Origin of the sequence: Streptomyces echinoruber (genome assembly GCF_014651135.1) — a bacterium.
Taxonomy (GTDB): Bacteria; Actinomycetota; Actinomycetes; order Streptomycetales; family Streptomycetaceae; genus Streptomyces; species Streptomyces echinoruber.
The window spans coordinates 1-1,688 of the sequence record NZ_BMWH01000076.1 but is presented as its reverse complement, the minus strand read 5'-3'; the positions used below and the strand labels follow the sequence as shown (position 1 = coordinate 1,688).

The 1,688-nt window shown below is 72.8% G+C and carries 3 protein-coding genes; all 3 read left to right on the top strand.

Features of this window, described 5'->3' with window-relative positions; translation table 11 throughout:
* A partial coding sequence (locus IE225_RS32540) for a DUF7848 domain-containing protein (protein WP_229880213.1) occupies positions 1 to 314 on the top strand: 314 nt, incomplete at its 5' end.
* A 665-nt stretch (positions 315 to 979) separates the two neighbouring features.
* Positions 980 to 1,252 (top strand): putative ATP-grasp-modified RiPP, encoded by a 273-nt coding sequence (tgmA, locus tag IE225_RS32535; protein WP_229880212.1) that lies wholly within the window; start codon positions 980 to 982, stop codon positions 1,250 to 1,252.
* A gap of 10 nt (positions 1,253 to 1,262) precedes the next feature.
* Positions 1,263 to 1,688: MvdC/MvdD family ATP grasp protein (locus IE225_RS32530; protein WP_373303295.1), on the top strand; the 426-nt coding region annotated here is incomplete at its 3' end.

The window sequence follows — 1,688 nt, the reverse complement described above, 5'->3', positions numbered from 1 at the left end:
CTCCGGTCGAACGTGGGCGAGCAGCAGGGGACGGCGCGGTGACCCGGCGCGTGCTCCGCTACGTCCCGTTCACCATCGAGCAGGACCAGACGGCAGAGCCTGAGTACGAGGCCCGCTGCGTGTCCGGCGACGAATCGGAGTGCGGGGCGGAGTCCGGCACGCACAGCGGCCCGGGGCCGGTCGAGGAGTGGCAGCGTCTGCACACGCAGGAGACCGGACACCGGCGCTACCGTCGGAACTTCGCCGACTACGCGGTGATGCGCCCCCCGGCGGAACTGGCCGTACTCGCGGGGGCGGACGGGGGTATGGCCTGATGTTCTCCCCGTCCGTTGAGCGCCCGTGGCGGGATGCGTGGCCCCTGGTCGCGCAGACGGGCGACGGCAACCCGTGGGTGACCGGCGCGTGTTGGCTGTTCTGCCGCCGTGAAGGCGTGGCCGTGCTGTGGGTCGGTTCCGTGACCACGCCCGGGGCGACGGGCGACGTGTACGCCTGTGGCCCGTGCCTGGCGGAGCTTGCCCACATGGTGCGCGTCCAGGCGCACGACCGGGACGGACCCGGCGACTGCGCCGCGCAGTCCGCCACCCTCGCCGTGCCCGCCCACGTGCCCCCGTCGCGCGCCCTGCCCGAGGGCGGTTCCGGCGGCCGTCACCGGGCGCCCCGCCGGGGCCGTGCCCCGTATACCGCGTTCCTGCCTGTAGGGGTGGCGCGATGACCAAGACCAAGTCGTGTGAGCACTGGCAGACCGAGAAGCGTGACGGCAAGACCTACTGCCGGGCCTGCAAACGACAGCTCTACCTGTGAAGACTCCGCCCCCTGCCGGGGATGACCTGTTGACCGGTTCTCCCACACCACCCCCGGTAGGGGGCGGGCACCACCCCCGCCCCGGTCGGATCATCCGCCCGCAGCCCTTGGACAGGTCGAGCGCCTGCCGGGGCGGGGCCAGCACGGCACACCGTAGGAAGCGACCAAGGAGGAGACTTTGCAGACAAGCCTCGCACGTACGGAGACCACCGCGCCGACCCCGTGGGGGCTGCGCCGTATGGCGCCGCTGCGCAACGGTTCCCCCTCGCCGTGGCGGTACGCGGGCCTTGACCCGGCCACGCAGACCGGCCGATGGGTCGGCGAGGACGGAGCGATGACGCCGGCCGAACTCGGCAAGCACGGCACCAGCGTGAACACCTACCCGCCCACGCAGGTCAGCAAGGACGGCAAGCAGGACTCCGACTCCGGCCACGACGCGACGCAGGACTGAGGGGTACGCCGTGGACGGACGCCCGGTGCTGGTCTGCACGGAGTACGAGGACGCAACCGCCGATCTGGTCATCGCCGAGTTGAACCGGCGCCGGGTGCCCGTCCTCCGGTTCGACCCGGGGCGCGACTTCCCCGCCCCCGCGGTGCTCGCCGCGCGTCTCGGAGCGGGCGGCTGGGAGGGGCGGCTGACGGTCGGGGAGCGTACGGCCGATCTGTCTGCCGTACGTGCGCTGTACCACCGTCGGCCGAGTCCCTACCCGACGAGTAGCGGCGAGCAGGCGGCCAGGTTCGCCGCACAGGAGAACCGGCGCGGCCTGGGCGGCGTGCTGGGCGCGCTGTCGGGGTGCCTGTACCTGAGCCACCCGCAGGCCATCGCACGGGCCGAGTACAAGCCCGCGCAGCTCGACGCGGCGACACGAGTAGGACTCACGATCCCG